General features: G+C 73.2%; 27 protein-coding genes and 1 pseudogene. 10 read left to right on the top strand and 18 right to left on the bottom strand.

The features are described from left to right. Positions 1-13 precede the first annotated feature (13 nt). Together ABD954_RS07165 and ABD954_RS07170 are read right to left on the bottom strand one after the other, a co-directional pair. Positions 14-1,105: a cytochrome P450 gene (locus tag ABD954_RS07165; RefSeq protein WP_345484943.1), complete on the bottom strand. Its 1,092-nt coding sequence runs from the start codon at positions 1,103-1,105 to the stop codon at positions 14-16. Positions 1,106-1,266: 161 nt separating this feature from the next. Next, entirely contained in the window at positions 1,267-1,824 is a 558-nt protein-coding gene (locus tag ABD954_RS07170) for an FHA domain-containing protein (RefSeq protein WP_345484944.1), read from the bottom strand. 142 nt (positions 1,825-1,966) lie between these two features. Between ABD954_RS07170 and ABD954_RS07175 the strand changes: the two genes are divergently transcribed. Together ABD954_RS07175 and treZ are read left to right on the top strand one after the other, a co-directional pair. Further along, positions 1,967-2,941 (top strand): GNAT family N-acetyltransferase, encoded by a 975-nt coding sequence (locus ABD954_RS07175; protein WP_345484945.1) that lies wholly within the window; start codon positions 1,967-1,969, stop codon positions 2,939-2,941. A 134-nt stretch (positions 2,942-3,075) separates the two neighbouring features. Continuing rightward, positions 3,076-4,827 (top strand): malto-oligosyltrehalose trehalohydrolase, encoded by a 1,752-nt coding sequence (gene treZ, locus ABD954_RS07180; protein ID WP_345484946.1) that lies wholly within the window; start codon positions 3,076-3,078, stop codon positions 4,825-4,827. A 202-nt stretch (positions 4,828-5,029) separates the two neighbouring features. On the opposite strand, the gene ABD954_RS07185 is transcribed toward treZ, so the two are convergent. The 4 genes from ABD954_RS07185 to ABD954_RS07200 all read right to left on the bottom strand — a co-directional run bounded on the left by ABD954_RS07185 (position 5,030) and on the right by ABD954_RS07200 (position 8,875). Next, positions 5,030-6,169 carry an aminopeptidase P family protein gene (locus ABD954_RS07185; protein ID WP_345484947.1) on the bottom strand — a complete coding sequence of 380 codons (1,140 nt, stop codon included), beginning with the start codon at positions 6,167-6,169 and terminating at the stop codon, positions 5,030-5,032. Between the two features lie 71 nt (positions 6,170-6,240). Further along, complete coding sequence (locus ABD954_RS07190; RefSeq protein WP_345484948.1) at positions 6,241-7,200, bottom strand: DUF1444 domain-containing protein; 960 nt, start codon at positions 7,198-7,200, stop codon at positions 6,241-6,243. A 51-nt stretch (positions 7,201-7,251) separates the two neighbouring features. After that, positions 7,252-8,142 (bottom strand): LysR family transcriptional regulator, encoded by an 891-nt coding sequence (locus ABD954_RS07195; protein WP_345484949.1) that lies wholly within the window; start codon positions 8,140-8,142, stop codon positions 7,252-7,254. A 199-nt stretch (positions 8,143-8,341) separates the two neighbouring features. Continuing rightward, entirely contained in the window at positions 8,342-8,875 is a 534-nt protein-coding gene (locus ABD954_RS07200) for a tetratricopeptide repeat protein (protein WP_345484950.1), read from the bottom strand. Between the two features lie 97 nt (positions 8,876-8,972). Here ABD954_RS07200 and ABD954_RS07205 point away from each other — a divergent pair, with 97 nt between their 5' ends. Beyond that, a complete protein-coding gene (locus tag ABD954_RS07205) occupies positions 8,973-9,767 on the top strand; it encodes a CTP synthase C-terminal region-related (seleno)protein (protein WP_345484951.1) in 795 nt (264 codons plus the stop codon). Here the strand turns inward: ABD954_RS07205 and ABD954_RS07210 are convergent. The 4 genes and pseudogenes from ABD954_RS07210 to ABD954_RS07225 form a co-directional block, all read right to left on the bottom strand. Continuing rightward, on the bottom strand, positions 9,739-10,299 hold the full coding sequence (locus ABD954_RS07210) for an isochorismatase family protein (protein ID WP_345484952.1): 561 nt from the start codon (positions 10,297-10,299) through the stop codon (positions 9,739-9,741). The two genes, ABD954_RS07205 and ABD954_RS07210, sit on opposite strands and share 29 nt — an antisense overlap. Before the next feature lie 52 nt (positions 10,300-10,351). Further along, on the bottom strand, positions 10,352-10,987 hold the full coding sequence (locus tag ABD954_RS07215; RefSeq protein WP_345484953.1) for a nucleoside/nucleotide kinase family protein: 636 nt from the start codon (positions 10,985-10,987) through the stop codon (positions 10,352-10,354). A 103-nt stretch (positions 10,988-11,090) separates the two neighbouring features. Next, a pseudogene (locus ABD954_RS07220) lies at positions 11,091-11,183 on the bottom strand (IS5/IS1182 family transposase); the annotation flags it as partial. A 100-nt stretch (positions 11,184-11,283) separates the two neighbouring features. Further along, positions 11,284-11,799, bottom strand: coding sequence for a hypothetical protein (locus tag ABD954_RS07225; protein ID WP_345484954.1), 516 nt, complete (start codon positions 11,797-11,799; stop codon positions 11,284-11,286). 1,050 nt (positions 11,800-12,849) lie between these two features. Between ABD954_RS07225 and ABD954_RS07230 the strand changes: the two genes are divergently transcribed. The 3 genes from ABD954_RS07230 to ABD954_RS07240 all read left to right on the top strand — a co-directional run bounded on the left by ABD954_RS07230 (position 12,850) and on the right by ABD954_RS07240 (position 14,337). Beyond that, complete coding sequence (locus ABD954_RS07230; RefSeq protein ID WP_345484955.1) at positions 12,850-13,422, top strand: GNAT family N-acetyltransferase; 573 nt, start codon at positions 12,850-12,852, stop codon at positions 13,420-13,422. Positions 13,423-13,496: 74 nt separating this feature from the next. Continuing rightward, positions 13,497-13,901, top strand: coding sequence for a VOC family protein (locus ABD954_RS07235; protein WP_345484956.1), 405 nt, complete (start codon positions 13,497-13,499; stop codon positions 13,899-13,901). Between the two features lie 82 nt (positions 13,902-13,983). After that, the gene (locus tag ABD954_RS07240) at positions 13,984-14,337 is read left to right on the top strand and encodes a hypothetical protein (RefSeq protein ID WP_345484957.1); all 354 of its coding nucleotides are present in this window, start codon (positions 13,984-13,986) and stop codon (positions 14,335-14,337) included. A 440-nt stretch (positions 14,338-14,777) separates the two neighbouring features. Here ABD954_RS07240 and ABD954_RS07245 read toward each other — a convergent pair whose 3' ends face one another. Together ABD954_RS07245 and ABD954_RS07250 are read right to left on the bottom strand one after the other, a co-directional pair. Further along, complete coding sequence (locus ABD954_RS07245) at positions 14,778-15,521, bottom strand: hypothetical protein (RefSeq protein WP_345484958.1); 744 nt, start codon at positions 15,519-15,521, stop codon at positions 14,778-14,780. After that, positions 15,518-15,982: an ATP-binding protein gene (locus ABD954_RS07250; RefSeq protein ID WP_345484959.1), complete on the bottom strand. Its 465-nt coding sequence runs from the start codon at positions 15,980-15,982 to the stop codon at positions 15,518-15,520. Before ABD954_RS07250 ends, ABD954_RS07245 begins: the two co-directional genes overlap by 4 nt. Positions 15,983-16,111: 129 nt before the next feature. On the opposite strand from ABD954_RS07250, the gene ABD954_RS07255 reads away from it, so the two are divergent. The 3 genes from ABD954_RS07255 to ABD954_RS07265 are packed head-to-tail and all read left to right on the top strand — an operon-like array spanning position 16,112 to position 17,951. Further along, positions 16,112-16,939 carry a helix-turn-helix domain-containing protein gene (locus ABD954_RS07255; protein WP_345484960.1) on the top strand — a complete coding sequence of 276 codons (828 nt, stop codon included), beginning with the start codon at positions 16,112-16,114 and terminating at the stop codon, positions 16,937-16,939. After that, the gene (locus ABD954_RS07260) at positions 16,936-17,181 is read left to right on the top strand and encodes a DUF397 domain-containing protein (protein ID WP_345484961.1); all 246 of its coding nucleotides are present in this window, start codon (positions 16,936-16,938) and stop codon (positions 17,179-17,181) included. Before ABD954_RS07255 ends, ABD954_RS07260 begins: the two co-directional genes overlap by 4 nt. Beyond that, positions 17,181-17,951, top strand: a complete 771-nt coding sequence (locus ABD954_RS07265) for an SDR family NAD(P)-dependent oxidoreductase (RefSeq protein ID WP_345492011.1) — start codon at positions 17,181-17,183, stop codon at positions 17,949-17,951. Before ABD954_RS07260 ends, ABD954_RS07265 begins: the two co-directional genes overlap by 1 nt. Before the next feature lie 9 nt (positions 17,952-17,960). Here the strand turns inward: ABD954_RS07265 and ABD954_RS07270 are convergent, their stop codons facing one another. The 4 genes from ABD954_RS07270 to katG all read right to left on the bottom strand — a co-directional run bounded on the left by ABD954_RS07270 (position 17,961) and on the right by katG (position 23,384). Continuing rightward, positions 17,961-18,125: a hypothetical protein gene (locus tag ABD954_RS07270; RefSeq protein ID WP_345484962.1), complete on the bottom strand. Its 165-nt coding sequence runs from the start codon at positions 18,123-18,125 to the stop codon at positions 17,961-17,963. A 17-nt stretch (positions 18,126-18,142) separates the two neighbouring features. Continuing rightward, entirely contained in the window at positions 18,143-18,895 is a 753-nt protein-coding gene (locus tag ABD954_RS07275; RefSeq protein WP_345484963.1) for a hyaluronoglucosaminidase, read from the bottom strand. A gap of 20 nt (positions 18,896-18,915) precedes the next feature. Further along, entirely contained in the window at positions 18,916-20,985 is a 2,070-nt protein-coding gene (locus ABD954_RS07280; protein WP_345484964.1) for a serine/threonine-protein kinase, read from the bottom strand. Between the two features lie 164 nt (positions 20,986-21,149). Continuing rightward, positions 21,150-23,384, bottom strand: coding sequence for a catalase/peroxidase HPI (gene katG / locus ABD954_RS07285; protein ID WP_345484965.1), 2,235 nt, complete (start codon positions 23,382-23,384; stop codon positions 21,150-21,152). 210 nt (positions 23,385-23,594) lie between these two features. Between katG and ABD954_RS07290 the strand changes: the two genes are divergently transcribed. Continuing rightward, positions 23,595-24,038 (top strand): Fur family transcriptional regulator, encoded by a 444-nt coding sequence (locus tag ABD954_RS07290; RefSeq protein WP_345484966.1) that lies wholly within the window; start codon positions 23,595-23,597, stop codon positions 24,036-24,038. Positions 24,039-24,158: 120 nt separating this feature from the next. On the opposite strand, the gene msrB is transcribed toward ABD954_RS07290, so the two are convergent. Continuing rightward, positions 24,159-24,566, bottom strand: a complete 408-nt coding sequence (msrB, locus tag ABD954_RS07295) for a peptide-methionine (R)-S-oxide reductase MsrB (protein ID WP_345484967.1) — start codon at positions 24,564-24,566, stop codon at positions 24,159-24,161. 19 nt (positions 24,567-24,585) lie between these two features. Next, the gene (gene murC, locus ABD954_RS07300; RefSeq protein ID WP_345484968.1) at positions 24,586-25,995 is read right to left on the bottom strand and encodes a UDP-N-acetylmuramate--L-alanine ligase; all 1,410 of its coding nucleotides are present in this window, start codon (positions 25,993-25,995) and stop codon (positions 24,586-24,588) included. Positions 25,996-26,095: the final 100 nt, after the last annotated feature.

The raw sequence follows: 26,095 nt of genomic DNA on the forward strand, positions 1-26,095 counted from the left end.
GAGTGCCGGTCGGTCAGCCCCTCGGGCGGACCATGAGGCTCCTGGGCGCCCGGGTGATGAGGCCCGTGCGTTCGGGCCGGAAGCCGTCCGCGAGGCGGAGGCGGGGCATGGTGTCGAAGAGGGCGCGCAGGGCGTACTCGGCCTCCAGGGCGGCGAGCGTGACGGCGGGGCAGTATCCGGAGCCGTAGGTCAGCTGGCCGGAGTCGTCGCGCAGCAGGTCGTAGCGGTCCGGTTCGCGGAAGCGTTCGGGGTCGCGGCCGGCGGCGCCGATCAGGAGGGCGACGGAGGCGCCGGCGGGGATGGTGCCGCCGGTGACCCGGACGTCGCCGCGGGTGCGGCGCACGACCACCTGCACGGGCGGCTCGCGCCGCAGGGACTCGGTCCAGGCGCGGGCGACGAGGCTTGAGGGGGCGTCGCGGAGCGCGGCGACCAGGTCGGGGTCGGTGAGGACGTCGGCGAGGAAACCGGCCAGGGCCTTCTCCCGTACGGCGATCTGGCCCGTGCACTGCCCGGCGAGGGCGGACGCGGCGCGGCCCCGGACCAGTCGCATCATGTCCCGGTAGGGAACGCCGACGGCGGCGGCGACGGTGCCGGCGGGCAGCCAGTGACAGAAGTCGGCGACGAGATCGGCCTGCGGCCGGTCGGCGATGCGGCGGGCGAGGACCAGCGCGGTGCGTTCGGCGACCTCCCGCAGCTCGGCCTCGTCGACGTCGGTGTGGGTTTCGGCGCACGGCGGGTCGCCGGGCCGGTGGCCGTGGGTGAAGCGGGCGTCGGTGAGCGCGCTCGCCACGTCCGCGTACCGGCTGAGCACCCAGGCCCGCAGCAGCGGGTCGTGGGTGAGCGGGAACTCCTCGCGCAGCACCCGGTAGGTGCGGTACGGGTCGCGGCCGGCGCCCGGCTCCAGGGGGCTCGGGGCGACCCGGCGTGCGGTGCGGTCCACCGCGGCCGTGGCGGCCGGGCCGGCGGCGCGGGCCATGGAGGGCAGGGCCGCCCAGTGGTCCCGCCAGGGCGGACGGTGCATCCCGGGGCGGGCGGCGTCGTGCGGCGCACGGCGAGCAGGGTCGTGCGGCGCGTGGCGCGGTACGGGCTTCGACTCGTCGCTCATCCGGCCCCCTCGTAGGTCAGCGGCGTGCGTCACCCCAGCCCACCACCGGGTGGCGAGGGTCGCAGCAGGTACACCGCCGAACGGGTGAATTACGGGGCCGACTCCATGCCTCCCCATCCCACCCCGGGCCGCCCCGCTCCGAGCCGCCCCGCCCCGGGCCGTCAGTTCAGAGACAGCCGGAACGCCATCTGGCCGAAGCCCACCGCGTCCCCGGCCCGGACCACCACCGCGCCGGTCACCCGGCGCCCGTTGACCGTCGTGCCGTTGGTGGACCCGAGGTCCCGCAGCACCCACATGCCGCCCTGCTGGAAGAGTTCGGCGTGCAGCCGGGAGACCGTCTCGTGACTGAGCCTCAGGCCGTTCACCGGGTCGCGCCCGATGCGCAGCGGGTGCGGCCCCGGCTGCGGAAGGAGCAGCTTCGGCAGCCGCTCGGCCTGCCAGGCGCGGCCCAGCTTCGCCGTGAACGCGGACATCTTCTCGACGGCCCCCACCACCCGGCGGGTCCAGGTGGACTCGGTCGTGAGATCGGCGGTGAGCAGCGCGAGTTCGTCGGGGCGGCGGGCGACCAGCACCCGCTCCATCCGGAAGAGGAACGTGTCGTGCGACAGACGCCCCTGCGCGGCGCCCTCGCGCAGCACCGCGAGCGCGCGTTCCCGTTCGGCGTCGGTCAGCCGAGGGGCGTCCGGCGGGCCCGCCGGGAGCTCGAATGGGGTCGTCACATCCAGGATTGTCGGCCGGAAGGGCCGCGAGTGTCCAGAAGGGTCCCCGACAGCCCCTCGGCCCGCCCCACAACTCCCGCGCTTCTGGCGGCGATCACTGCTACGGTCGGCCGCCTGTTCGACTACCTGGGGGAACCCTTACATGACGCATGACCCTGCGCCGCTCGTCGTCCGGCCGCTGTCCGGACCGCAGGAGCTCGACCTCTTCAACCGCCTCGACTACGTGCTCGACGACGAGCTCGCCGACGACCTCGCCACCGGCCGCCGCGTCCCGGACTGGATGTGGGTGGCGCTGCGCGGAGACCGGCTCGTCGGCCGCATCGGCTGGTGGACCGGACGGCCCGGGACCGAGCCGCAGGCCCTGGACGTCTTGGACCTCGATCCGGAACTGCCCGCCGAGGAGGCCGCCGAGATCGGCCGCCGCCTGCTGGAGACGGCGACCGCCGCCGTCCTCGGCGACGGGCCCCGGCCGGAGTTCGGGCGGTTCATGCCGGCGGACTGGCACGAGGTGCCGGAGACCCGGGCGCGGCTGGAGACGCTGTTCGGGGTCCTCGCGGCCTCGGGCGCGCGCCCGCTGGTGGAGCGGCTGCGCCTGGAGTGGCGGCCGGGCACGCCCGTGCCGGCGCCGGGCGACCGCCTGGTCTTCCGTCCGGTGAGGGACCGCGAGGACCTCCTCGCGCTGATGACTCCGGTGATGGAGGGCACCCTCGACGCCCACGGCCGGGCCGACCTGGCGTCGGGCCTCTCCCCGCGCGAGGCGGCCGAGCTGCACTACGACGAGGAGCTCGCGCACTACACCACGCCCCGCGACTGGTGGCGGATCGCGGAGCTGCCCGGCACCGGTGAGCCGGTCGGCTTCGTCGTCCCGGCGCGGAACAACTACCACGCGATCATCGCGTACATCGGTGTGCTGCCCGCGCACCGCGGCCGGGGCCACATCGACGACATCCTGGCGGAGGGCACCCGTGTCCTCGCCGCCCAGGACGTGCCGCGGATCCGGGCGGCGACCGACGTCGGCAACGTGCCGATGGCGCAGTCCTTCGCCCGGGCCGGTTACGTCACCTTCGGGCGCGCGATCAACTTCGTCTGGGACGCGCCGGGCACGTCGGGCGACTGACTGCCAGGATGGTCCCGTAGCCGTGGATCCAGGTGTGCGGATATCGGATCCCGGATAGGGGATCCGATAGGTGGAACCCTTATCCGAGGGAAGGGATCCACTCATCCGCGCGCCATCGACGAGGGGACCGTCGCGTGCTGTTCGAAGTGTGGGCGCCGCACGCCCGTGACCGGGTGACGCTGGAACTCAACGGCGAGCGTCACCCGCTGGAGCGGGACGCCGAACGCCCCGGCTGGTGGACCGGGACCGCACCCGCGGCCGACGGCGACCGCTACGGCTTCGCCCTGGACGACGGGCCGCTGCTGCCCGACCCGCGGGCCCGCCGCCTCCCGGACGGCCCGGACGGTCTCGCCGCGGTCGTCGACCACGACACGTACGCCTGGCGGAACGACACCCCGCGGCTACGGCTGCGCAGTGCCGTCCTGTACGAGCTGCACGTCGGCACCTTCACCCCCGAGGGCACGCTCGACGCGGCGGCGGAGCGCCTCGGGGAGCTCGCGGGCCTCGGCATCACCCATGTGGAGCTGATGCCGCTGTGCCCGTTCCCCGGGGTGCACGGCTGGGGGTACGACGGGGTCGCGCCGTGGGCGGTGCACGAGCCGTACGGCGGCCCGGAGGCGCTCAAGCGGTTCGTGGACACCGCGCACGGGCTGGGGCTCGGTGTGGTCCTGGACGTGGTGCACAACCACCTCGGCCCGTCCGGGAACCACCTGCCGGCCTTCGGCCCGTACTTCACCGACACCCACCACACGCCGTGGGGCGCCGCCGTGAACCTGGACGCGCCCGGCTCGGACGAGGTGCGCGCGTACTTCCTGGGCAGCGCGCTGGCCTGGCTGCGGGACTACCGCGTCGACGGCCTGCGCCTGGACGCGGTGCACGCGCTCGCCGACACCCGCGCCCTGACCTTCCTGGAGGAGCTGTCGGCGGCCGTGGACGAGCTGGCGAAGGAGCAGGGCCGGCAGCACTTCCTCATCGCCGAGTCCGACCAGGGCGACCCCCGCACCACCACGCCGCGCACGGCCGGCGGCCTCGGCATCCACGCCCAGTGGAACGACGACTTCCATCACGCCCTGCACACCGCCCTGACCGGCGAGGCCCAGGGCTACTACGCCGACTTCGCGCGCGCCCCGATGGCCGCGCTCGCCAAGACCCTCACCCGGGTGTTCTTCCACGACGGCACCTACTCCTCCTTCCGGGGCCGCCACCACGGCCGCCCGGTCGACCGCGAGCGCACGCCCGCGCACCGCTTCCTCGGTTACGCGCAGACCCACGACCAGATCGGCAACCGGGCCACCGGGGACCGCCTCTCGGCCACCCTCTCCCCCGGCCTGCTCGCCTGCGCGGCGGCGCTGGTGCTGACCGGCCCTTCGGTGCCGATGCTCTTCATGGGCGAGGAGTGGGGCGCGGGCACGCCCTGGATGTACTTCACGGACCACACCGACCCGGAGCTCGCCGAGGCCGTACGGCGCGGCCGCCGCCGGGAGTTCGCGGCCCACGGCTGGGCCGAGGAGGACATCCCCGACCCCCAGGAACCGGCCACCCGTGACCGCTCGGTCCTGGACCGCACGGAGCGCGAACGCGACCCCCACAAGCGCCTGCTCGCCTGGCACCGCGAACTCATCGCCCTGCGCCGCGCCCAGCCCGACCTGACCGACCCCGACCTCGCGGGCGTGAAGGTCGCCTACGACGAGGACGCCCGCTGGCTGGTCTTCCGCCGCGGTGACATCCGCGTCGCCGTCAACCTCGGCAAGGAACCCGCGGCCGTCCCCCTCGGCTCCAACGGCCACGACCGCATCCTCGCCACCTGGACCCCCACCGACCCCCCGGGCCCGGACGGCCTCCTGCACCTTGCCGCGGAGTCGGCGGTGGTCCTGACGGACGGCTGAGCACCGGCCTCCGACTGGGGACGAAGGTCTCGGTGCCCGTCAGGTCGACCACGGGGAGGGTGCCGGAACTTTTCCTGGTCCAGGCGGTAGAGGGCCTCGGCGCGGCGTTCCGCGAAGCCGATGATGGTGACGTCGGGGACGGGGCGGTGGGTCGGTCCGGACCGTCTGACACCGCTCCCTGCTCGGCCCCGGGCCGTGGAGGTCACTCCACGATCGCCATCTCGTGCGGGGTGTCGTTGAAGCGGTGGCCCGTGCCCTGGTCGGTCAGGGTGACGATGTCCTCGATGCGGACGCCGAAGCGGCCGGGGAGGTAGATGCCCGGTTCGACGGAGAAGCACATGCCGGGGACGATGGGACGTTCCTCGCCCTCGATCATGTACGGGGGTTCGTGGGTGGTGACGCCGATGCCGTGGCCCGTGCGGTGGATGAAGTACTCGCCGTAGCCCGCGTCCGTGATGACCGCGCGGGCCGCGCGGTCGACGTCCTGGCAGGCGGCGCCGGGGCGGACCGCCTCGAAGCCGGCCTGCTGGGCCGCCCGGACGATGTCGTGGACGAGGCGTTCCTCGGCCGTGGCTTCGCCGACGTGGACCGTGCGGGTGGTGTCGGAGCCGTAGCCGTGCTTGAGGCCGCCGAAGTCGAGGACGACCATGTCGCCGGGCCGGATGACCCGGTCGCCGGCCTCGTGGTGGGGGTTCGCGCCGTTGGGGCCCGAGCCGACGACGGTGAAGTCGACCTGGGAGTGGCCGTGTTCCAGGAGCAGGCGGGCCAGGTCCGCGGCGACGTCGGTCTCCTTGCGGCCCGCGAAGCGGACGCGGAGGATCTCCTCGTACGCCCGGTCGGCGGCGGCGCCCGCCGCGGCGATCCGGGCCAGCTCGTGCTCGTCCTTGACGGCCCGCAGCATCGGCAGCGCCTCGGTGAGCGACACGTACGAGGTGCCCGGCAGGGAGCGCTGGAGGCCGAGCAGGTGCATGGCCCAGGCGTTGTCGCTGACGCCGAAGCGGCCGTCGACGTCGAGCAGCGGCGCGGTGACGGCGTACGGGTCCTTGCCGTCGGTCCAGTCGCGCAGGGTCAGCGCCGCGGCGCCCGGCGCCTTCTCGGCGTCCGGGGCCTCCAGGGCGGGGACCACGAGGACCGGGTCCTGCCCGGGGGCGACGACGAGCACGGTGAGCCGCTCGGTGACCGCGGTGGGCTGGTAGCCGGTGAGGTAGACCAGGTCCGGGCCGGGGGCGACGAGGATCCCGGCGAGACCGGCCTGCGCGGCGGCGTCGGCGGCGCGGGCCAGCCGGGCCCCGTAGTCGTCGGCCGTGAAGGGGGCGGGGGCGGGGGCGGGGCTCTCGGGCATGGGATCTCCTCCTCGACGTACAGCATCCTGCCGGGCGGTCCGGGCCGCCGCGACCGGGAATCCCGACCGGCTCAGGACGCTTCGGGGTTCCGCACGATGAGCCGTTCCAGGAGCTCCTGGAACTCCTCCCCCACCACGATCCGCAGCCTGCCGTCCTCCTCGTCGTGCTCGCTGAGCTGGGTGAGCGTGCCCGCCCGCCACCAGAAAACGTACGGGCTGATGGCGCCCGGCGTGTCCTCGTAGCCCGACGCGGCGAAGGAGGCCATCGCGCCCAGCGCGGGCACGATGGTGGTGTCCCGGATGGGGTGGAAGGCGAGCTGGTGCCGGAACGGCAGGGCGACAAGCGCGCCGTCCTCGCCGAGCGGGCGCCCGGTGACCCGGCGGACGACGGCGTCCAGGTCCAGGACGCGGCTCGCGGTGTAGAAGGAGTCGCCGAGGATGACCTCGAAGCGCATGCCGTCGGCGTCCTTGACCGTCTCGTGCCCCTCGACCGGCAGACCGCGCAGGTTGTTCAGGGCCCGCTCGCGCAGCCGGGCCGGATCGCCGAGGCGTTCCAGGGCCTCGTCGGTGAGGGTCATGACGCTTTCCGGCAGGTCGAGGGCGAGCACCTCGTACAGTCCCGGGGCGACCGCCCGCGCGTACCCGAAGGTGCCGGGGTCGATGCCCTCGCCGCTCACGACCCGCGGGTAGAGCTGCGCGCGGATCTGCTCGGGCGGCAGGGTGTCGAGGGCGGAGGGCCCGTCGAGCGCCCGGACCACGAGCCGGACGTGCCGGGCGATCAGCTGGGGCCAGATCCGGGTGCCGCGCGGGTCCTGGTGGCAGACCGCGGCGAGGTTGCCGAGGCCGAAGCGGCGGCCGGCGTCGTCGACGACGGAGTCGGCGTAGACGGTGACCTCAAGGCCCTGTTCCGCGAAGGCCGTGCGGACGCGGCCGCGGAAGAGGGCGGCCTCGCGCTCGGAGAAGAAGGAGAACTCGGGGTCCCGCGGCGCGTCCTCGCCGTCCCGCCTGGGCCCTCGTCGCAACCACCCCACGTCACCCCGCCCTTCCTCGCCGTCGCCGTTCTCTCCGCCTTCCCCGCCAGCCTAGCGACCACCGCCCGGGCGGGTGGTGAGCCGGCGGACCAACTCGACGGCCGGGCCGACGGGTTCGCCACCCGCGTGGAGCGTTTCGACCCGGTGGACCAGGCGTGGCGCGGCGAGCGGGACCAGGGCCGCGCCGGGGGTCCCGTGCGCGGCGGAGAGGGGCAGCAGCGCGAGGCCGTGGCCCGCGGCGGCGAGGGCGGCGACGGTACGGGGCTCGGTGCCCTCGAAGCGCAGCGCGGCCCGGAACCCGTGCCCTGCCGGGCCGCCGTGCGCGGCGCGCAGCCGGTCGAGCGGGATGCCCGCGTCGGGGGCGTCCAGCCAGCGGGCGTCGACGAGGTCGGCGAGGTCCAGCCCGGCGCGTCCGGCGAGCGGGTGGCCTGCGGGCAGGACGACCGCGAGGGGTTCCTCGGCGACCTTGCGGGCGGTGAGCGGCGCGACGTCGGGGAGCCGGAGCGGGTCGCTGGGCGCGACGGCACCGTCGACGAACCCCAGGTCGGCGGCTCCGGTGGCGACGGCGGCCGGTACCTCGTCGCGCGGCAGGGTCCGCAGCGTGACCCCGGAGGCGGGCAGGGCGGCGAGCGTACGGGGTGGGAGGGCGAGCGGGGAGGCGACGAGGGTCAGCGTCTCGCGGGGCGCGGCGGCGAACCGGGCGAGGTCCGCGCGTGCCGCGTCGAGCCGCAGCAGCAGCGAGCCCGCGTGTTCCAGCAGCCGCTCCCCCGCCGGGGTGGGGGCGACGGGCCTGCGGGTGAGCAGCGGCAGGCCGAGGTCGCCCTCCAGGGCGGCGATGTGCTGGGAGACGGCGGACTGGGTGTAGCCGAGGACGCGGGCCGCCTCCGAGAAGGAGGCGAGCCGGGCCACGGTGACGTACGTACGGAGGAGGTGCGGGTCCATGTGCGGGGTGCGGACTGCTTTCGGTCGGGCTGAAGCAGCGGGCTGAGCCTTGGCGGGCCGAAGCGGCGGGCTTAACCGGGGCGGGCCGAGGCGACGGGCCGAAGCGGCAGGCCGAAGCGACGGGCTGAACCGGGGCGGGCCGAGGCGACGGGCTACCCCGGGCGGGCCGCTGTCCGACACGCTGCCGTCCGGCCGGTCCTCAGGAGCCGTCCGGGCCGGCCAGCAGGTCCTTCGCGTAGTGGGCGAGGGAGCGGTTGTAGCGGGGCAGCAGGGGGGCGAGGGCGCCCAGGGCGAGGGAGGCGGCCTCGCGGTCGCGGCCGGTGTCGGCGAGGGCGAGGGCGAGGAAGGCGTCGACCGCTGCGGAGAGCGCGGCCTCCTCGGCGTCGAGCCGGTCGGCGGGAACGGCCCTTTCCTCGGTGAGGAGTTCGACGCTCCGGTCGGGGCGGCCGAGGTTGCGCAGGCTGCTGGCGAGCTGGATGACGGCCCGGCGGCGGCGCAGTCCGGTGAGTCCTCCGTCGAGGGCCCGCTGGTAGAACCGTACGGCCTCTTCCGGCTGCCCGGTGGAGTCGTGGGCGGCGCCCTGCTCGAAGAGGCCGACGGGGTCGTCGGCGGGACGCTCCCCCGCGAGCTCCGCGACCCGGGCGCGGAACGCGGCGGGGTCCTCGTACGTGTCGAGCTCGTCCCACAGGGCGGCGAGGCGCCGCTCCCAGTCCTCGATGTCGCTGGTGGTCATGGCGGCACCCTATCCCCGGGCGGCATAAGCGTTCCTGATGACGGGTGCAGTCTTCATCGTTGGACGTGAACGGGCGGGCGCGCCAAGGATGGTGCCCATGAACACACGCATCCCCGCCCCCGACGGCACTCCCCCCGTTCCCCGCGTCCCCCGCATCGCCCTGGTCGGCGACCGGTCCCCGCACGTGAAGTCCCACGTCCGCATCCCCCGGCTGCTGGACGCGCTCGGTGAGCGCGACGGGCTCGTCCTCGACGCGTACTGGATCCCGAGCGGCGACGCGCGGGATCCGGGCGCGGTGCGGGGGTTCGACGCGGTGTGGCTGATCCCCGGCAGCCCGTACGCGAGCGAGGCGGGGGCGCTCGCCGCCGTCCGTACGGCCCGCGAGGAGGGCGTCCCCTTCCTCGGCACCTGCGCGGGCTTCCAGCACGCCCTCATCGAGTACGCCCGGGGCGTGTGCGGTCTGACCCGGGCCGCGCACGCCGAGAACGACCCGGCGGCCGACGCCGGCGATCTCCTCGTCGCCCCGCTCGCCTGCTCGCTCGTCGGCCACGAGGGGGCCGTGCGCGTGACCCCCGGCTCGCTCGCGGCCTCCGTCCTCGGCGCCGAGCGGACGACCGAGCGCTACCACTGCAACTACGGTCCCGACAGCCGCCACCTGGACACCCTGCGGGCGCACGGGATGCGGTTCACGGGCGAGGACGAGGACGGGCAGGTGCGGATCCTGGAACTGCCCGGCCACCCGTTCTTCATGGCCACGCTCTTCCAGCCGGAACTGGCGGGCGACGGCACCCGGCCGCACCCGGTGGTCCGGGCCTTCGCGCGGGCCGCCGCCGAGCGGGCGGCGGCGCCCGCCCGGGGCGCGGTCACCAAGACGCCGGTCCCGGTGGGCTGAAGTCCACCTCCGCGCCGGGCAGTACGCGGATCGACCGTCCCGGGAAGTCGAGGTGGCGGAAGATCTCGTTGTGGTGGGCGACGGACGCGTCGGGTGCCGCGTACGGCCCGGTGGCGTCCCGTACGGAGGTGGTGTGGCCGTCGGCGACGAGCACGAGGTCGTAGCGGTGGCTGAGCGCCTGACGGGCGGTGGTGTCGACGCAGATCTCGGTGGCGAAACCGGTGACGACGAGCTCGGTCGTGCCGAGGGCCCGGAGGGTGGAGTCCAGGTCGGTGTCGAGGAAGCTGTCGGCGCTGGTCTTGGCGATGACCGGCTCGCCGTCCGCCGGGGCGAGTTCGGGCACGATCCGCCAGCCGTCGGTGCCGGGTGCCAGGCCGCCGCCGTGGTGCTGGACGGTGACGACGGGGACCCCGGCGGTCCGGGCGCGGGCCCGGAGGGCGGCGATGACGGCGATGGTGTCGCCGGCCCGGTGGGCGAGGTCGGCGAGGGCGTTCTGCATGTCGATGACGAGGAGCGCCGGCGCGTGGGTCATGGCGCCACGCTACCGACCGGGGAGCGGCCGCGGCACGGAGTCGGGCGCGGGCTCAGGTCATCCGTACGACGAGGTCCGCGCGGTCCCTGCCGCGCGCCACCAGGCGGGCGTTGGCCTCGTCCGACTCGGCGACCCAGCGTTCGGCGTGCGCGGGCTCCTTGCCGAAGGCGACGTGCCGGGCGACGAGCCGGGGCACCCGGCACCGGTCGTCCAGGTCCAGGTACCAGACCTCGTCGAGCAGCGGGCGTACGGCGGCCCAGGGGCCCTCGTCGTGGAGCAGGTAGTTCCCCTCGGTGATCACCAGCGGGACCTCGGGCTCCACGGGTACCGCTCCGGCGACGGGTTCCTCCAGGGCGCGGTCGAAGGCGGGGGCGTAGACGGTGACGCCGGGTTCGGGGGCGCGGAGGCGGGTGAGCAGGGCGGCGTACCCGGCCGCGTCGAAGGTGTCGGGCGCGCCCTTGCGTCCGGCGCGGCCGAGCCGTTCCAGCTCGGCTCGGGCGAGGTGGAAGCCGTCCATGGGGACGAGGACGGCGAGCCCGTCGAGCCGGTCGGCGAGCCGTCCGGCGAGCGTGGACTTGCCGGCTCCGGGCGGCCCGGTGATCCCGAGCACCCGCCGCCGCCCGTCACCGGCGAGCTCGCGGGCCCGCCGGGTGAGTCCTTCCATGTCCCGCGCGTCCATGCGGGGCATTCTCCCACCAGGAGGCCGGGAGGGGGCGCGGATGATGCCAGTGATGCGGGTGATGTCCGTGGCCCTTACGGCACCAGCGGTGCCCAGGCGCCTGGGGTGACCTCCGCCGCGAGCGGACTCCATCCCCGCCTGCCCGCCGCAGGACGGTCACCAGCTTGCCGAAGTTGCGAGGGCGCAGCCCGCTGAACGGGGCCATCCGGGATGAATCCGACGCCGTGATCACACCAGCGACACCGAGATCGTCCCATGTGACTGGGCATCCGAGTGGGCATCGCGCCAACCGGGCTGCTCGGCTCTCAGGCCGCCACGTTGCAGCGTCGCGCAATTACCTTGAGGCGTTCGAGCTCCCGTCGCGCTGCCGTCGGGTGGGCGAGATCAAGAGCCATCTCGGCGCGGGCCGAGATGTAGAGGATGTCCTGGCGCGTGGCGGCGTCGAGGCCGGGGGCGGTCTGGAGGCGGCGGCCCGTGACGCGCAGGAAGAGCGCGATGCTCTCGAGATCCTCACGCAGCTGCACAGGAAGCACCTGCCGCAGTCCGTCCTTGGCGTAGTCGCGCGCCTGCCGGTCCGCCATGCAGGGTCCGGGCTGCACGGGAGCCCAGCGAAGGCCGGCCTCTCGGGCGTCGTCGTACATCTCCGTCACCAAGGCGCGTGCAGACGCCAGATCGCCCTCGGCCGCTGCCTCGCGGGCCGACTCCAACGTGGAGCGCAGTCGCGCACGGACCTGGGGATCCTCGCCGATCCGGGCGTTCAGATAGCCGGACCACACGTCGAACGCCTTACTCAACTCGGCATCCAGCATGATCTTGTACACGTCCGGCACTCCGCCGCCCCTTCGTCGAGCCCGTCCCGGCATGGACGGCAGCGGACAGGATAGGAGGAACGCCGGACGGGATGCCTGCAAATTACCCAGTGCAGCGTGCAGGAGCCCCCGTGCCGACTGGAATGCGTACGGCTGCCGATCCGAGTACGCAGATGCCAACCGGGCTGCTCGGTCTCATCCCACCCGTGACCAACGGTTACGGGACAGCCCTTGGCAGCCATGCGAAGCATCACCTGGTGTCGGAATCACTTCGGTACTCGGCGAGTCGACGTACGGTGGGCACTTCTCCGAGACCAGCGGCACTACGAACTCCCGCCACCAGCGGCGACAGCCCCATAGAGCTGCTCGCCGATCGCAAACCTGATCGACGTGAGCCCACTTCTCAGGGCAGGATCCCGTCAGCATGGACCAATGACGCCGAGGAGCCGCCTGTGATCACGCAAGGAGTACGGGTCACAGGCCGCTGCAGTGCCTGCGGAGGGATCACGACCTGCGACATCGGTCAGTTCTTCGACCGTGGCATGCTTCGCTGGGGCACCGAAGGACGGTGCGCGGACTGCCCTCATGGGTGGTGCGAGCAGGACAGCGGTCCCGTCACGCCCGAGCACATTCGGCAAGCACTGCTGAAAGCGCATGGGCCCGCGAGGCTTCGCCTGTCTGGAGACGTGTCGAGCCTCGTTCCCGTGCTGCGAGCCCTCCGGAGTGCGCGAGAGCTGTCCGTGGGGGAAGCACGCGCGCAGGCCGCGGAACTTGCCGGGACCGGTCTCATCGGCACGCTCGTCGAGATGGAGATCCTGGCGGTTCACCTTCGTGGACGAGCCATCGCGGTGAGCGTTGCACCAGATGCGTAACCCCGTTTGGTCAGCACCCACTGCGGTTGACATCGGCATGGAAAAGTCTGTCGTGCCTGTGGCACCAGCGGTGCCCCGGCATCTCAGGTGACCTCGTGGGCCCAGGCGCCCCTCGTACCCCTCCCGTCCCCGGCACCCCTCTCACCCCCCTCGCCCTCCGTCCCCACGCGCTCCGTGCCATCGTGGTGTCATGACCATCGAAGTCCGCCCGGCCTCGGCCTTCGAGGACGTCCGTGCCGTCATCGGCCCGAAGTCCCCCACGGCCAACGTCTGCTGGTGCCTGAGCTACCGGATCCCCTCCAAGGAGAACAGGGAGCTGGTCGGCCCAGCCCGGGGCGCCTACGTCGCCGAGTTGTGCCGGGCCGGGACCCCGCCGGGAGTGCTCGCGTACGACGGCGACGAGCCGGTCGGCTGGGCCGCCGTCGCGCCGCGCGCGGAGACGACGTTCGCGCGCAACCGGAAGATCCCGCACGTCGACGACCTGCCCGTGTGGTCGCTGTGGTGCGTCCGCGTCCGGCCCGGCCACCGGAAGCAGGGCGTCTCGCACGCCCTGATCGCCGGCGCGGTGGAGTTCGCCCGCGCGCACGGCGCCCCGGCCGTCGAGGCGTATCCGCTGGACAACGGCGACGCACGCGTGGACCTGACCATGGCGTATCCCGGGCTGCGGAAGAACTTCGAGCGCGCCGGGTTCGTGCACGTCACCGACACCACGTCGGTGCTCGCGGGGCATCCCCGCGTCCTGATGCGCCTCGACCTGCGCTGACCGCCCCCGCCCGCCGCCCGCCCTCCCCGACGACGGGTTGGCACGCCGGTCGTCATACGTATTACGTTGGCTCCATGACCTCCTCCTCCATCCTCGCCCTCGTCACCCTCGTCGTGCGCGACTACGACGAGGCCGTCGACTTCTACACCCGCGCCCTCGGCTTCGAGCTGGTCGAGGACACCGACCGCGGTGACGGCAGCCGCTGGGTCGTCGTACGGCCCCGGGGCGCCGGGCAGGGCACCGGGCTGCTGCTCGCCCGGGCCAAGAACGAGGCGGAGGCGGCGGCCGTCGGCGCGCAGACCGGCGGTCGGGTCGGGTTCTTCCTCCACACGGACGACTTCGGCCGCGACCACGCCCGGATGACCGCCGCAGGAGTGCGGTTCCTGGAGGAGCCGCGCCACGAGCCGTACGGCTCGGTCGCCGTCTTCGAGGACCTGTACGGCAACCGCTGGGACCTGCTCCAGCCCGCCGCTGGGTGACCGGGCGGGAAACTCCGTGGCCCCGTCCCCGGCGCCCCGGTAACGTCCCCGCTCCCCCCTCTGCACGAGAGAGAGCGCAGCCATGACCAGCCGCCCCGCGACCACCACCCTCTGGCGCCCCACGGGCCCCGAGGAGCTGGAGCTCGTGCGCGAGCTGGAGTGGCGGGCGTGGCCGCCGCGGCTGCCCGAGCAGCCGATCTTCTACCCGGTCCTGAACGAGGACTACGCGGTCCGGATCGCGCGGGACTGGAACGTGCCGCACAGCGGCGTCGGCTACGTGACCCGCTTCGAGGTCGACACCGCGTTCCTGGCCCGCTATCCGGTCCGACAGGCGGGCGGCGAGACCATCCTGGAGCTGTGGGTGCCGGCCGAGGAGCTCGACGCGTTCAACGCCCACATCGTAGGCACGATCGAGGTCGTCCACGAGTTCCGCTGACGGCCGCCGGGCCCCGCCCCACCGGCTCGGCCCCGTCCTGCCGGCCCCGCCGCGCGAGGAACTCCTCGAAGGTGACGCGCCGGTCCGCCCGGTGCGGCACCAGGTGTCCGCCCGCACGGAAGCCGCGGCACGCCTTCCCCGCCAGGGGTCCGTCAGCAGGGGGCGGCGCCGGCCGCTCGCGCGCAGATGGGCGCGGGCCGGCTCGGGCAGCGTACGGACCGCGGGACCGCCCCGGTCCACTCGTACGGCACGCACGCATCCGTCACGAACGGGACGGGCGACGGCCCGGCAACGAGACACGGCCTCCGCGAGCGGGGCGGCCCGTGGCACCCGGCCGCGCTCATGCCCCGCCGCGCCGCCGGCGCGCGCGGCGCGGGCGGCTCAGGCGGCTCAGGCGGCGCGGGCGGCGCGGGCGGCTCAGGCGGCGCGGGCGGCTCAGGTCACCGCCGGCGAGCGCGGTCGAGGTCGGCGATCTCGACCGCGGTCGCCGTCGGGGGCCGGCCCGCCTGGACCTGCTGGAGGCGCTTGATCGTGGCGGCGAGGACGTGGCGGGCGTCGGTGGCGTCGCCGGAGGCGTCCTCGACCTCGACCCGCGCGACGACGGTGCCGGACCGCGTGTATCCGTAGACCGTGCCGCTCGATCCGGTGTGCTGGAGGAAGAGGGACTCCTCGCCGACCGGGGTGGGCGCCTCGACCGGCGGCGCCGTCTCGCTCCTGTCCGGCATCCGGTCGTACGCCGCCTTCGCGTGCGCGACGGTGTCGAACTGGCACACGTCCAGGTCGATCCCGCGCGAGACGGTCGAGCCCTGGTAGTCGTAGTCGCCGCGGACGGACCGCTGCCAGCCGGGCGACGCGGGGCCGTCCGACGGGGCGCAGTCGTCGGCCTCGCCCGGCATGCTCTTGTGCAGGCTGCCGGGGTAGTAGCCCGGGACGACGTCCCCGGCGTCCGGGACCGCCAGGGTGAAGTCGCTCAGGCGGAGCTGCTTGGCCAGCGGTACGTCGGAGTCGTCCTTGAACGGCTGCGGTTCGCCCGTCGCACCACCCGCGCCACCCCTCGCACCACCCGACGGCTTCCCGGCGTGCGAGGGCGGCGCCGGGGCCTGCGGGGCCTTGTCCGTCGAGCAGGCGGAGAGGGCGAAACAGGCCACCAGGGCCGAGACCAGGGCTATGTGACTGCGCGTCATTTGATCAAGACTAGCCCGCCCGGACCCCGTCGGAGGTCGAGTTCCGCGCGGACGGTCTTGCCGACGGGGAGGCGGTCCAGGGTCTCCCAGCGGGAGGCGAGCGCGTCGACGAGGAGGAGGCCGCGGCCGGCCTCCGAGAGGAGCGACGAAGGGGAGAGGCCGGGGCGGCGTTCGGTGCGGGTGTCGGAGACGTCGACGCGGAGCCGGCGCTCCGGCTCGTACGCGAGGGCCAGCTCGAAGTCCCGGCCGGGGACGCGGCCGTGGGTGACGGCGTTCGCGGCGAGTTCGGCGACGATCTGGGCGGCGGCGTCGGAGACGGCGGTGCCGTGGGCGAGGCCCCAGCGGTCGAGCTGGTGGAGCGCGAGCCGGCGGGCGAGGCGGGCGCCGCGCGGGGTGGAGCTGAAGCGCTGGGTGAACACACGTACGGTAACCGGCTCTTGGCGGGTCTGCGAGGGGGTCATGGGGCCAATGTGGCGCCGTGCGGGGCGGTCTCCCAGGTCAGAAACTCGTACGCTGCGTAAGCGTACGGGTACGAAGTGTGGACAGTACTCATCACGGCCCGTGACCATACGGGGTGGGAGGTGTGCGTGATGACGACGGACGACAACGCGGAGCCTGAGACCTCGGACAGCCTGAAGACCTTCGGGGAGGTGCTCAAGGCGTTCCGCAAGCGGGCGCGGCTCACCCAGGAGGAGTTCGCGCCGCAGGTGGGCTACTCGGTGGAGACGGTCTCCTCCGTGGAGCAGGGCCGGCGGTTTCCCTCGCCGAAGCTCGTGGACAAGTCGGAGGAGGTCCTCGACGGGTTCGGGGCGATCAAGGGGGCGGCGAAGCACCTGTCGCGGGAACCGGGGCTCGCGAACTGGTTCCGGCGGTGGGCGGCGCTGGAGAGGAACGCGCTGTGCCTCTACACGTACGAGAGCCGGTTGATTCCCGGTCTGCTCCAGATCGAGCCGTACGCGCGGACGCTCTTCGAGGAGCAGTTGCCGCCGATGGGCGACGCCGAGATCGAGGAGAACCTCGTCGCGCGCATGAAGCGGCAGAAACTCCTCACGGAGCGGCCCAACACCTCGTACAGCTTCATCATCGAGGAGCACGTGCTGCGGAGGGAGACGGGCGGACCGGAGGTGCACCGGGCGCAGATCGAGCACATCCTGCGGATGTCCGAGCAGCGCAACATCGAGATCCAGGTGATGCCGCTGAGCCGCGCGCACCATGCGGGACTCGATGGGTCGATGCGGTTACTGGAGACGCCCGAGAACCGCTGGTACGCCTACGCCGAAGGCCAGGAGAGCGGCGTGCTGATCTCGGACTCCAAAGTCGTCGGCATCCTCCAGATGCGGTATGCCAGGATGCGGTCACAGGCTCTTACCCTGGAAGACTCCGCGAGCCTGTTGCGGCAGATGCGAGGAGCGACATGAGCACCACAGACCTGGCCTGGTTCAAGAGCAGCTACAGCAGCGGCGGAAGCGGTGACTGCGTCGAAGTGGCGCTCGCCTGGCGCAAGTCGACGTACAGCGGCGGTTCCGGCGACGACTGCGTCGAGGTCGCCGCCTGCCCCGGCACCGTCCACGTCCGTGACTCCAAGCGGCCCGAGGACGCGCAGCTCGCCCTCGCGCCCGCCGCCTGGGGCGCGTTCGTGGCCGGGTGCGAGCGCCTGTAATGGCCTATCTGGACGACCTGTTCTCCCTCTCCGGCCGCACCGCCCTCGTCACCGGCGGCAGTTCCGGGATCGGCAAGGCCATCGCCCGCGCGCTCGCCCGCGCCGGGGCGTCCGTGGTGATCGTGGCGCGGCGCGAGGCCGAGCGGAAGGCCGCCGTCGACGAGCTGACCGCCGCCGGTGCCGAGGCCGGCGGGGTGAGCGGGGACCTCTCCACCCGTGAGGGCATACGGGCCGCGGCCGAGGCGGCCGCCGCCGTGTACGGGGAGCCGGACATCCTGGTCAACTCGGCCGGGATCAACCTGCGTCCGCCGCTGTCGGAGCTCACCGAGGACGTGTGGGACCGGACGATGGCCGTGAACCTGGAGGCGCCGTTCCTCCTCGGCCAGCGCTTCGGGCCGGGGATGGCCGAGCGGGGCTTCGGGCGGATCATCCACGTCACCTCGCAGCAGGCGCACCGGGCGTTCGTGCAGTCCGGTGCGTACGGGGTGTCGAAGGGCGCCCTCGAGTCGCTGGCGCGTTCGCAGGCGGAGGCGTGGTCGCCGTACGGGGTCACCGTGAACACCCTGGTCCCGGGCTTCGTGATGACCCCGCTGAACGTGCGTCTCTCCTCCGACCCGGCGCGGGTCGCGGAGCTGGCCGCCCGCACGATGACCGGGCGGAACGGGCTCGCCGAGGACTTCGAGGGGGCGGCCGTCTTCCTGGCGAGCCGGGCCTCCGCGTACGTCACGGGGCAGGCGATCTTCGTGGACGGCGGCCTGTCCGTCCACTGAGGGCGCCCGCTACGGCCGCGGCTCCTCCTCCTGGCGGGGCAGCGCCGCGGCCAGCCGGGTCTTCAGCTCGGCGTTCTCGGCCTCCAGGGCGTGGATCCGCTTCCGGGCGAAGTAGAGCTCGACCACGGCGTCCTGGAACTCGCCGACCAGCTCTTCGGGCGTGAGCTGCACCATCGTTTCTCCTCCCTCCCCTAGACCAGGGCGATCCGGCGGGGCGTGCCGCCGCTCTCGCGCCACCACAGGTCGCCGTCCTGGGAGTAGAGGACGCCGCCGCCCGTGGCCGAGACGGTCCCGGTGGGCGGTGTCGTCACGTTCCCGATCTCGACGGTGCCCTCCACGAGGAGACCCGGCTTGTCCGTGCGCTGCACGATGTGGACCTGGGCGCGCGGGTTGGCGCCGCGGTCGATGCCGATGCCGATGAGGCCGTTGCCCTCGACGGTGAGGTCCTCGCGGCCGTCGTTGTTGCGCAGGACCAGCAGGGCGCCGGAGGTCGGGCCCTGGGTCGCCGTGACGAAGATGCCCTGGGAGGCGGTGCCCTTGGTCTGGAGGTCGATGGAGAGGGCGGAGGCGCCGTGGTCGGAGCCGTCGGCGTAGCCGACGTGAGCGATCTTGAGGGTGCCGCGGTCGGCCTCCACGCCCTTCAGGTACATGGCCGAGGTGACGGGGTTCTTGGAGACGACGTTGAGGGCGGAGCCGGGGCCCTCGGTCGCCTCCAGGACGACGGTCGCCCCGTTGCCGGTGGTGTTGGTCGACTTGACGTACAGCCCCTCGCCGGGCGCCGCCGCGTAGTAGCGCGGTGCGGTGACCTGGCCCTGGGCGACCACGGGGCCGGTGAAGGTCGTGGTCTCCCCCGCCGCCTCGGCCTCCGTCGCCGTCGCTCCGACGGCGACGGTCACGGCCCCGGCCGTGAACCCGCCCATGAACAGCCTTCTCGTGACGGCCATGTGCCCGCCCCTCCTCGTGATCATTCGCTTACTTCCTTCAGCTCTGCCACCCAGTGGACGGCCTCGGCCCAGGGTGTGTCGGCGCCGCGGAGGGGACCGGAGGACAGCTTCCGTCTTCCCTTGTCCTCGCTCGCCCAGAACGTCAAAGAGGGGGCGCTTCTGGAGCAGCCCGACGGCTGCTTGCTGTCGGCGAGCTCCGCGGGCGTGGTGCGGAGCCGGGTCGGCTCCTGGGAGAACACCTCCGCCTTGTACGTGCACCTCTCGCCGACCGCGCTGATGGAGACGAGACGAATGTCGCGTTTCGCCGCCCCCTGACCCATCGTGACGTCGAAGCGGTAGGTGCCGTCCGCCGCCCGACCGCTCCACGAGCCCCGGAACTTCTCCGGCAGCGCGCCCGTGGCGGGCGGCGCCTTCTCGAACAGGGCAGGTTCGTAGGAGGTCTGTCCGTCATTGTGGCGGTCGTAGAAGCTCGGGTCGTCTTCCCACTCGAACGCACCGTTCCACGAGGCGACGAACGCCCCGTTACCGTCCGGGCGGGACGAGCTGTAGTCCTCGGTGGTGTCTTCGCACCGTTCCGCCTCGGACTGGGGGCTTGCTCTCTTCAGCCGGCTCGAGCCGAGCTTGATCGCGTCGCTTCTGGAGGCGGTGATGCTGCTTTCCCAGACGCACAGCCGCACCTCGTTGAGCAGGGAGTACTGGACGGTGCCCGTCGCGTCGACGAGCAGGCGTGCGAGCGCCCCCTCCGCGCGCAGGTCGCCCTTGCTCAGTCGCGCCTCCCAGCTCCCCTGCAACGCCTTCGGAGCACTCGGCGAAGGCGGTTCCCCCGCCCCGCCCTGCCACGGGCGGAGCGCGAGCAGGCCGCCGACGGTGACGAGCACCACGACGGCTGCCGTTCCCGCCACGACGGCCGGGCGACGCCGCCGTTCCGGGGTCTGCGCCGACAGGTGCGAGCGTGCCGTCTCGTCGTGCCCCGGCCCCACCGTGGGCGCCTGCGCGAGCAGCTCCGACGGGGACGCGGCAGGCGCCTGCACGGGCTGATGCCCGGGGGGCGCCTGCACGGGCTGAGGCGTGGCGGGCGCCTGCACGGGCTGAGGTGCGGCGGGCGCGGGTACGGGCCGGGGGGTCGGCACAGGCCGGGCAGGTGCCGGCGGAGTCGGAACCTGACCCGGCACGAGGGCCGTGTGCGGCCGCAGCGGATCGAAGTCCAGCAACTGTGCCGCGTGCCGCCCCAGTCGGCCGAGCAGCGCGCCCGGCAGCCATTCGTCGGCGACCTCTGTGGTGGTGCGGGCGGCGATCTGCTCCGGTGTGGGCCGTTGGGCCGGGTCTTTCCGCAGGCATTCCCGTACGAGTCCGAGGAGCGCCTCCGGCACCCCGTCGAGGTCGGGCTCCTCCTCGGCGACCCGGAACAACTGGGCGTGCAGCCCGATGCCGCTCACTCCGAAGGGCTGGCGTCCCGTGGCGGCGTAGGCGAGGACGGAACCCAGGCAGAACACGTCGGAAGCGGCGGTGACGTGGAGCCCGCGCACCTGCTCCGGCGACATGAAGCCGGGCGATCCGATCACCATGCCCGTGCGGGTCTGCAGGCTGTCCCCGCTGACGCCGTCCAGCGCCCGGGCGATACCGAAGTCGATGACCCGGGGCCCGTCCACGGTGACCAGGACGTTGGACGGCTTGAGGTCGCGGTGGACGAGGCCCGCCTCGTGGATGCCCTGCAGGGCGAGCGCGAGCCGGTTGGCCAGGACCCGCACCGAGTGCTCGGGCAACGGCCCGTGCTGCTCGGCCACGACGGCGTGCAGGTCGGGTCCGGGAACGTACTGGGTCGCGACCCAGGGCGTCTCCGCGTCCGTGTCCGCGTCGAGCACGGCCGCGGTCCAGGCCCCGCCGACCCGCTTCGCGGCGGTGACCTCGCGCGCGAACCGCGCGCGGAATTCGGCGTGCTGGGCGAACTCGGTCTGCACGACCTTGACCGCGACCGTGCGCCCGCCTTCGGAGCGGGCGAGGTAGACGCGGCCCATGCCGCCGGCGCCCAAGCGGGCGATGAGGCGGTAGGGGCCTATGTGCGACGGGTCTTCGGCGGTCAGCTGGTCCACGGGGAAGGAGACTAGTCCAACCGCCCCACAGCGAGGGGCCGGTTCTCAGGCCCTGGCGCGCCGTATGCGCAGGTGGCCGTCGCGGGAGAAGGCGGGCGGAACGCGACGTCGGCCTCCACGCCCCCCCCGGGGGGTGTGGAGGCCGACGCGGTGTTACGGCAAGGTCAGCGGAGGTCGAACCGGTCCAGGTCCATGACCTTGCTCCAGGCCGCGACGAAGTCCTTCGCGAACTTCTCCTTCGCGTCGTCGGAGGCGTACACCTCGGCGAGCGCGCGCAGCTCGGAGTTCGAGCCGAAGACCAGGTCGGCGCGGGTGCCGGTCCACTTGACCTCGCCGGTGGCCGCGTCGCGGCCCTCGAACGTGGTCTGGTCGGCGGAGGTGGACTTCCAGGTCGTGCCGAGGTCGAGCAGGTTGACGAAGAAGTCGTTCGTCAGCGTGCCGGGGGTCTCGGTGAACACGCCGAGCGAGGTCTGCGGCTGGGTCACGCCCAGGGCGCGCAGGCCGCCGACGAGGACCGTGGTCTCCGGGGCGGAGAGGGTGAGCAGGTTCGCCTTGTCGAGCAGCAGGTACTCGGCGGGCAGGCGCTGACCCTTGCCCACGTAGTTGCGGAAGCCGTCGGCGGCCGGCTCCAGGGCGGCGAAGGACTCGACGTCCGTCTGCTCCTGGGAGGCGTCGACGCGGCCGGCCGTGAACGGGACCTGGATGTCGAGGCCGGCGTCCTTGGCCGCCTTCTCGACGGCCGCGGTGCCCGCGAGGACGACGAGGTCGGCGAGGGAGACCTGCTTGCCGCCGGTCTGGGCGGAGTTGAAGGACTCCTGGATGCCCTCCAGGACGCGCAGCACCTGGGCGAGCTCGTCCGGGTTGTTGACCTCCCAGTTGCGCTGCGGCTCCAGGCGGATGCGGCCGCCGTTGGCGCCGCCGCGCTTGTCGCTGCCGCGGAAGGAGGAGGCGGCGGCCCAGGCGGCGGAGACCAGCTGGGTGACGGTGAGCTCCGAGCCGAGGATGCGCTCCTTGAGGGAGGCGATGTCGGCGTCGTCGATCAGCTCGTACGAACGGGCCGGCAGCGGGTCCTGCCACAGGAGGACCTCGGAGGGGACCTCCGGGCCGAGGTAGCGGACGACCGGACCGAGGTCACGGTGGGTCAGCTTGTACCAGGCGCGGGCGAAGGCGTCCTCGAACTGCTCCGGGTTCTCGTAGAAGCGGCGCGAGATCTGCTCGTAGACCGGGTCGAAGCGCAGCGACAGGTCGGTGGTGAGCATCGTCGGGCGGTACTTCTTCTCCGCGTCGTACGCGTCCGGGATGATCTCCGGGGCGTCCTTGGCGACCCACTGGTGGGCGCCGGCCGGGCTCTTGGTGAGCTCGTAGTCGTACTCGAAGAGGTGCTTGAAGAAGTCGTGGCCCCACTTGGCCGGGGTGGTGGTCCAGGTGACCTCCAGGCCGGAGGTGATCGCGTCGGCGCCCTTGCCGGAGCCGTACGAGTTCTTCCAGCCGAGGCCCTGCTGCTCCAGCGGGGCGGCCTCGGGGTCGGCGCCGACGTTGTCGGCCGGGCCGGCACCGTGGGCCTTGCCGAAGGTGTGGCCACCGGCGATGAGGGCGACGGTTTCCTCGTCGTTCATCGCCATCCGGCGGAAGGTCTCGCGGATGTCGCGGGCCGCGGCGATCGGGTCCGGGTTGCCGTTGGGGCCCTCGGGGTTGACGTAGATGAGGCCCATCTGGACGGCGCCGAGCGGGCTCTCCAGCTCGCGGTCGCCGCTGTAGCGCTCGTCACCGCCGAGCCAGGTGGTCTCGGGGCCCCAGTAGACGTCCTCCTCGGCCTCCCAGACGTCCTCGCGGCCGCCGGCGAAGCCGAAGGTCTTGAAGCCCATCGTCTCCAGGGCGACGTTGCCGGTGAGGATCATGAGGTCGGCCCAGGAGATGCTCTGGCCGTACTTCTTCTTGACCGGCCACAGCAGACGGCGGGCCTTGTCCAGGTTGCCGTTGTCCGGCCAGCTGTTCAGCGGCGCGAAGCGCTGCTGGCCGGCGCCGGCGCCGCCGCGGCCGTCGCTGATGCGGTAGGTGCCGGCGCTGTGCCAGGCCATGCGGATCATCAGCGGGCCGTAGTTGCCGAAGTCGGCCGGCCACCAGTCCTGGGAGGTGGTGAGCACCTCGGCGATGTCCCGCTTGACGGCCGCGAGGTCGAGGGCCTTGAACGCCTCGGCGTAGTCGAAGTCCTCGCCGAGGGGGTTCGCCACGGCCGGGTTCTTGGCGAGGATCTTCAGGTTCAGCCGCTCCGGCCACCACTGGCGGTTGCCGCCGCCCTGGGTGGGGTGCGGGGCGCGGTCGTGCGCGACCGGGCAGCCGCCGACGCCCTTCGCCGCCTCGTCTTCGGTGACCAGCGGATCGTGATTCTGCTCAGACATCGGGTCTTCCTTCCGAACCATTCGGATCGCGAGCTCGGGTATGACTGCCGAGGCGCCGGTGTGGGTATCGGTGTGGCCGGTGCACACCCTCTTGGCTACTACTGGAGTAGATCCTATGGTGGACTCAGTCCAAGTCAATACGACGGTCAGACCGACCCGCGCTCGATGTGGCCGAATCGTTCTGCTGTCGCGGTGCAAGGCTGGGTGACCATGAGCAACCTGCTGGAACGGCTTCGCCGACGCGGCTGGCGGATGACCGCCCAGCGCCGCGTGGTCGCCGAGGTCCTCGACGGCGAGCACATCCACCTGACGGCGGACGAGGTGCTGGCGCGCGCGACGGAGCGGTTGCCGGAGATCTCCCGCGCCACCGTCTACAACACGCTGGGCGAGCTGGCGTCGCTCGGCGAGGTGATCGAGGTCTCCAGCGTGGGCCGCGCCAAGCGCTACGACCCGAACGCCCACCGTGCCCACCAGCACCTGGTCTGCGCGGGCTGCGGCACGGTCCGCGACGTCCACCCCGAGGGCGACCCGATGGTCGGCCTGCCGGACACGGAGCGCTTCGGCTTCACGGTGACGGGCGTGGAGATCACGTACCGGGGGCTGTGCCCGGTGTGCGGGGCGGCGGCGCCGGAGGAGGGCCCCGAGAGCGACTGAGGGTCTTCGGAAACGACCGAGCCGGCCCGCGCGGGTGCGCGGGCCGGCTCGGGTCCGGGTCCGGTGGTGCCGGGGTGCCGGGGGCTCGGCTCTCCTCCGGGTCCGGTGGTGCCGTACGGCTCAGCTCTCCTGCGGCTCCAGCCGCAGTGAGATCGAGTTGATGCAGTAGCGCTGGTCCGTCGGGGTGGGGTAGCCCTCGCCCTCGAAGACATGGCCCAGGTGGGAGCCGCAGCGGGCGCAGCGGACCTCGGTGCGGACCATGCCGTGGGAGGTGTCGGTGACCAGTTCGACCGCGTCGCTGTCCTTCGGGTCGTAGAAGGACGGCCAGCCGCAGTGCGACTCGAACTTCTCGTTCGAGGTGAAGAGCTCCGCTCCGCAGGCGCGGCAGGAGTAGACGCCCTTCGTCTTCGTGTCCGTGTACTCACCGCGGAAGGCGGGTTCGGTGCCGGCCTGCCGGAGCACCTGGTACTCCGCCGGGGTCAGTTCGGCCCGCCATTCCTCGTCGGTCTTCTCGACCTCGTACGCCATGAGCTCGCTCCCTGCTTCCCTACTGCGCAAGCCGGCCAAGCCGGCCGAGCCGGTCAAGGATCTCCGGGCCCAGGTCGGTGACGTCGCCCGCGCCCATCGTCAGAACCATGTCGCCGGGCTTCACCATTCCCGCGATCACGTCGGGGACGGTCGCCTTGTCGTGGACGGGCGTGACGTCGGCGCCCGCGGCGACGGCCGCGGCGATGATCAGCTCGCTGGTGACGCCGGGGATCGGGTCCTCGCGGGCGGGGTAGATGTCCAGGACCACGGAGGCGTCGGCGAGCGCGAGGGCCTCGCCCATCTCCCGGCCCAGCTCCTGGGTGCGGGAGAAGAGGTGCGGCTGGAAGACGACGAGGAGCCGGGAGGCCCCGGCGGCGCCGCGCATGGCCTCCAGGTCGGCGGTCATCTCGGTGGGGTGGTGCGCGTACGAGTCGATGACCTGGACGTCCGCGGCCTCGCCCTTGAGCTGGAGGCGGCGGCCGACGCCGGTGTAGGCGGTGAGGGCCTGCGCGAGCTCGGCCGGGTCGATGCCGACGCGGGAGCCGGCGGCCAGGGCGGCGGCGGCGTTGTGCGCGTAGTGGCGGCCGGGCACGGAGACGGTGAAGGTGTGCTCGGTGCCGTCGAGGGCGACGGTGACCTCGCTCTTCATCCCGTTCGGGACGATCTTCAGGATGCGGGCGTCGGAGTCCTCGGACTCGCCGACCGTGAGCACGCTCAGGCCCTCGCGTCCGGCGACCCGGCGGGCCAGCTCGCGGGCGCCCGCGTGCTCGCCGACGACGAGGGTGCCGCCGGGGCGGATCTTGGCGGCGAAGGCCTCGAAGGACTCGTAGATCTCGTCCATCGACGCGTAGTTCGCGTGGTGGTCCAGCTCGACGTTGAGGACGATGGCGACCTCGGGGTCGTACTTCTGGAAGCTGCGGTCGCTCTCGTCGGCCTCGGCCACGAAGATCCGGCCGTCGCCGTGCCGGGCGTTGGTGCCGGGGCCGGCGAGGTCGCCGCCGATGGCGTACGACGGGTCGAGACCGAGCTCGGTGAGGGCGACGGCCAGCATCGAGGTCGTGGTGGTCTTGCCGTGGGTGCCGGCGACGGCGATCGCGCTGAGGCCGTCCATGAGGGAGGCGAGCGCGTCGGAGCGGTGGACGACCGGGATGCCGAGTTCGGCGGCGCGGGCCAGCTCGGGGTTGTCGGCACGGATGGCGCTGGAGACGACGACGGCGGTGGCGTCGTCGGCGAGGTGCCCGGCGGCGTGGCCGATGTGCACGGTGGCGCCCAGGGCGCGCAGGGACGCGGCGGTCGCCGACTCCTTGGCGTCGCTGCCGGAGACCTCGGCGCCGCGCTGGGCGAGGATCTTCGCGATGCCCGACATTCCGGCACCGCCGATGCCGATGAAGTGCGGCCGTTCCATGGCGGCAGGGATGGCGGGTGCCATGCGGTTCTCTCCCCGGAGTACGTGCGGATGCTGCGGCGAACTGTCGCGGTCCAGCCTAGTGGCTGGGGGCGGCCGGCCCGGGCGGGCGCCCGGGCCGGCC

The sequence above is a fragment of the Streptomyces roseoviridis genome (genome assembly GCF_039535235.1).
Lineage (GTDB): Bacteria > Actinomycetota > Actinomycetes > Streptomycetales > Streptomycetaceae > Streptomyces > Streptomyces roseoviridis.